The sequence below is a fragment of the Actinobacillus minor NM305 genome, assembly GCF_000175195.1.
Lineage (GTDB): Bacteria > Pseudomonadota > Gammaproteobacteria > Enterobacterales > Pasteurellaceae > Haemophilus_A > Haemophilus_A minor.
Genome location: NZ_ACQL01000073.1, coordinates 1 through 4,613 on the forward strand (window position 1 = coordinate 1; position 4,613 = coordinate 4,613).

The 4,613-nt window shown below is 38.3% G+C and carries 4 protein-coding genes, 1 tRNA gene and 1 pseudogene; 3 read left to right on the forward strand and 3 right to left on the reverse strand.

Annotated features, from left to right (window positions below; genetic code table 11):
- Positions 1–42 precede the first annotated feature (42 nt).
- From gdhA to yejK, 3 genes and pseudogenes are all read right to left on the reverse strand, one after another.
- A pseudogene (gene gdhA / locus AM305_RS04180) lies at positions 43–1,442 on the reverse strand (NADP-specific glutamate dehydrogenase).
- 316 nt (positions 1,443–1,758) lie between these two features.
- Complete coding sequence (gene bamE / locus AM305_RS04185; protein ID WP_005823382.1) at positions 1,759–2,112, reverse strand: outer membrane protein assembly factor BamE; 354 nt, start codon at positions 2,110–2,112, stop codon at positions 1,759–1,761.
- Between the two features lie 68 nt (positions 2,113–2,180).
- A complete protein-coding gene (gene yejK / locus AM305_RS04190) occupies positions 2,181–3,182 on the reverse strand; it encodes a nucleoid-associated protein YejK (RefSeq protein ID WP_005823383.1) in 1,002 nt (333 codons plus the stop codon).
- Positions 3,183–3,264: 82 nt separating this feature from the next.
- On the opposite strand from yejK, the gene AM305_RS04195 reads away from it, so the two are divergent.
- From AM305_RS04195 to AM305_RS04205, 3 genes are all read left to right on the forward strand, one after another.
- Positions 3,265–3,654, forward strand: coding sequence for a RidA family protein (locus tag AM305_RS04195; protein ID WP_005823384.1), 390 nt, complete (start codon positions 3,265–3,267; stop codon positions 3,652–3,654).
- A gap of 30 nt (positions 3,655–3,684) precedes the next feature.
- On the forward strand, positions 3,685–4,422 hold the full coding sequence (gene pgeF / locus AM305_RS04200; RefSeq protein ID WP_005823385.1) for a peptidoglycan editing factor PgeF: 738 nt from the start codon (positions 3,685–3,687) through the stop codon (positions 4,420–4,422).
- A 94-nt stretch (positions 4,423–4,516) separates the two neighbouring features.
- Positions 4,517–4,593: transfer RNA gene (locus AM305_RS04205), tRNA-Ile, on the forward strand.
- Positions 4,594–4,613: the final 20 nt, after the last annotated feature.

Sequence of the window (4,613 nt, forward strand, 5' to 3'; positions counted from 1 at the left end):
AGCCTCCCAATCGGGAGGCTTTCCATTTCAATAATTGAGCTATTATAAAATGCCTTGCTCTAACATTGCAGTTGCCACTTTTTTGAAGCCCGCGATGTTTGCACCATTTACATAGTTCACGAAACCACCTGCTTCTGTACCGTTCTCAACACAGTTTTCGTGGATTGCTGTCATAATACCGAATAAACGTTGATCCACTTCTTCACGCGTCAGTTTTCGTGGATAGCGGTCATAATACCAAATAAACGTTGATCCACTTCTTCACGCGTCCAAGATAAACGCATTGCATTTTGGCTCATCTCTAAACCAGAAGTTGCAACACCACCAGCGTTTGCTGCTTTACCCGGAGCATAAAGAATTTTCGCAGCAATAAACACTTCAACACCTTCAAGCGTTGTTGGCATGTTTGCACCTTCTGCCACACAGATACAGCCGTTTTTCACTAATTCTTTCGCAGCTTCGCCATCTAATTCATTTTGAGTTGCACATGGTAATGCGATATCACACACAACGCCCCAAGGTTTTTGACCTTCGAAGTATTGAATACCTTGCTCTTTCGCATAAACAGATAGACGTTCACGGCGTTCATTTTTAAGTACTAATAACGCTTGTAATTGTGCTTCAGTCATACCTGAATCTGGGAATAACACATAACCGTTTGAGTCTGAAACTGTTAATACTTTCGCACCTTTTTGGATTGCTTTTTCAGCTGCATATTGTGCAACATTACCTGAACCGGAAATCACAACACGTTTACCTTCAAAGCTTTGACCACGAGTTGCTAACATTGCATCTGCAAAATAAACTGCACCGTAACCAGTTGCTTCCGGACGAATTAAGCTACCGCCCCAAGTTAAACCTTTACCGGTTAATACTGAAGCAAATTCGTTACGTAATTTTTTGTATTGACCATACATATAACCAATTTCACGACCGCCCACACCGATATCGCCAGCAGGAACATCTGTGTCAGCACCGATATGACGAGATAATTCGGTCATAAATGCTTGGCAGAAACGCATTACTTCAGCATCTGATTTACCTTTAGGATCAAAATCTGAACCGCCTTTACCACCGCCCATAGGCAATGTTGTTAAAGCGTTTTTAAATACTTGTTCAAATGCTAAGAATTTTAATACGCCTAAATCTACTGTCGGGTGGAAACGGATACCACCTTTATAAGGACCAATCGCAGAGTTCATTTGAACACGATAACCACGGTTTACTTGAACTTGACCTTTATCATCAACCCAAGTGACACGGAAAGAAATTACACGCTCAGGTTCAACAAGACGCTCTAAAAGACCATCTTTAGTATATTGTGGATTTTTAGCTAAGAAAGGTGCTAAAGAACCAAATACTTCTTCTACCGCTTGGTGGAATGGAGCTTGGTTAGGATCACGTTGTTTGATTTTTTGGAACAATGCGTTTAAGTCGCTCATAAGTTACTCCTGTGAAATGTTAATTTTGATTTTTAATTAAGACTGTTGTGTTTAACTTGTTTTGGAGTCTATCAAAACTTTTTTTATCTGAAAAGATAAAATTAGAAAAAATTATTAAAATTTCACTAAAAAATGCTTTAAGTGATTGTTTGTTGAGCGTTTCAAATGGCTTTAATGTCAAAACCCTTCTTTAATAATTAGTTTTACTCACGATTTTATTTCTAACGCATGTTTTTTAATAAAAAAAACTAATGGTAAATACATAAAAAAACGGTAAGATTTTCAAAAAATCTTACCGCTTATTATCGAAAAGTATTTATTCTGATTTAGCTGTATTATCTGATAATGGCTTATCTAATTTAATATCGCTCACTAAACCCTTCTCGTTAAAGTAAACCAAAAGTGTATGTTGAATTGGATCGTTATAACCTTCACGTTTAATAAATACGTAATCCCAACGATTTTGTGCAAACATATCTCTTAATACAGGTGTACCTAATAAATACTGTACTTGCTCTTTATTCATGCCCACTTTAACTTGATCGATTTTATCTTGCTCTAAATAGTTACCTTGTGGCACATCAATACGGTAAACCACTTTTTTGACTGTTGAGCAACCTGTCACACCAAGTGCCAATAACATTACTGCTAAAAGAGATTTCATTTTCATAACTCATGACCTTTGAAGAATACGATTTAATTGGCTAAATCATACCGAATTTGTTTGAAAAATACTAATTATTTATTACGCTCAAGCTGATCCCGAAGATTAGCCGGTAATCCTTTGATAGTTAAAGTGTCATTTAGTTCGTCCCAAATTAAGCGTTCGCCCAATAATTCGGCATTAAAACTAATAGTTACCCCTTTTCCTGAACCAGAATACTTCGTTAAGGTTTTCAGCGCATTACGCATCGGAGGAATCGACTCTTCTAATCCATATTCTTTTTCTTGAGTAAATTGCGAGAAACTACTTTCATTTAGCGTTGGTAAATGATCGGATAAATCTTGTAACGCAATTTCTTCCCCAGCACTCATTTGCCCTTTACAGTATTCAAACGCTTGCTTTTTCACTTCTCGCGCTTGAGGAGCCGATAATTCGCCTTGCTCACAGAAATCGCTTACTGCTTGTAATAAAGTTTGGTTTTGTACTTGAGGATTTAACCCTTCTTCTGCATTTAAGAAATCCATAAAGAAATCGGCGATTTTACGTCCAACACGCCCTTTTACAAAGGTTAAATAACGGTTGGATTGAGCATTAATTTTAAGTTCAGTTAAATTAATACGGCAGGCAATATCATATTGTGTAATATCCAAATACTCTGTACGCTTCACATCAAGCTGTTCGTCCACTAAAACAGAAGCACGGCTATCAATCAATGCAATAAATAAGTAATCTGTCGCTAAAAAATTATAGCGACATAGAATAAAAGTGCCACCACTGACAAAAGGATACTTGACCAATTCACTTGCGAGCATTTTGGCACAAGCATGGCTAAAAGGTAAAAAATCCATCTCTTTCTCTAACAAGCGATTTAACTGTTGAGCAAAAACAGATTCATCTTTAAATACCCCGTATGCTTTCGCTTTTCCCTGATAAGCTTGATGAAGCTGCAACATGAGTTGCTCTGTTTCAGGCCCTATTACCAGCAAATTATCACGCAATACGGTTTCTAATTGAGGGTGTTCGCCTTCAATTTGATGAAGTTGATGTAAAACAATCTCTGTTAAGTTAATGCTCATTTATGCCATCTCTTTATTTTCAAAAAACAGAAAAGATATTATCATTAAACCGACTATTTTTCATTATCAAAAGGAATACATCATGACAAAAATCATTCACACAGAAAACGCTCCGGCTGCTATCGGTCCTTATGTACAAGCGGTTGATTTAGGTAATATGGTTATCACTTCTGGGCAAATTCCGGTTAATCCAAAAACAGGCGAAATTCCAAGTGATATTAAACAACAAGCTCGCCAATCTCTTGAAAACATAAAAGCCATTATCGAACAAGCCGGTTTAACTGTGGGGCATATTGTGAAAACAACGGTTTTTGTTAAAGATCTTAATGATTTTGCAACGGTTAATGCAGAATATGAAGCCTTTTTCCGTGAAAATGCTCACCCATCATTCCCAGCTCGTTCTTGTGTTGAAGTTGCTCGCTTACCGAAAGATGTTGGTATTGAAATCGAAGCGATTGCAGTACGTTCATAAGCGGTTCAATTTTTAGAGAAAATTGCAAATATGACGCATATTTCCCCCCAATGGCACGCGCCAAAACAGATACATGGCTTTACTACGATAAGAACCGGCGGTGTCAGTCTTCCGCCATTTGATAGTTTTAATTTAGGCGATCACGTTAATGATAATCCTCAAAATGTTGCTCAAAATAGAGCATTGCTTGTTGAGCGATTTGAATTACCTCAAGCCCCCTTGTACCTCACGCAAACGCATAGTACTCGGGTTATTGAATTACCTTATAACGGCGAAAATTTAGAAGCAGATGCGGCTTACACAAATCAAGCTAATCAAATTTGTTTAGTGATGACAGCAGATTGCTTACCGGTACTTTTTTATAATAAACAAGGTAATGAAGTGGCGGCCGCCCACGCAGGCTGGCGAGGTTTATGTGATGGTATTCTTGAAGAGACTGTCGCAAAATTTCAATGCCCGGCTTCAGATATTTCGGCTTGGTTAGGCCCTGCGATTGGCGAAAATGCATTTCAAGTTGGCGAAGAAGTGGTCAAGCAATTTTGTGCCGTTGATCCGCAGGCGCAAGAGGCATTCCGACCGGATCCCACTGCAAGCGGTAAATTTTTAGGAAATCTTTACCAAATTGCCAAACAACGCCTCAATAAGCTTGGTATAACGCAGATTACAGGGGGAGAGCATTGCACCTATACAGAGGCTGATAAATTCTTTTCTTATCGCCGAGATAAACAAACCGGTAGAATGGCAACATTAATTTGGTTTGAAGAGTAATTAACTTAAATAGTTTATTTTTTACTCGAGCGTTCTTCTCAAATCTAGACGAGCGCTCATCTTTTCTCTATAATCCAATCTCATTTCTATTTATCCCCCCTTAGCTCAGTCGGTTAGAGCAGGCGACTCATAATCGCTTGGTCACTGGTTCAAGTCCGGTAGGGGGGACCACCTCGAAGTTTTTATACGTT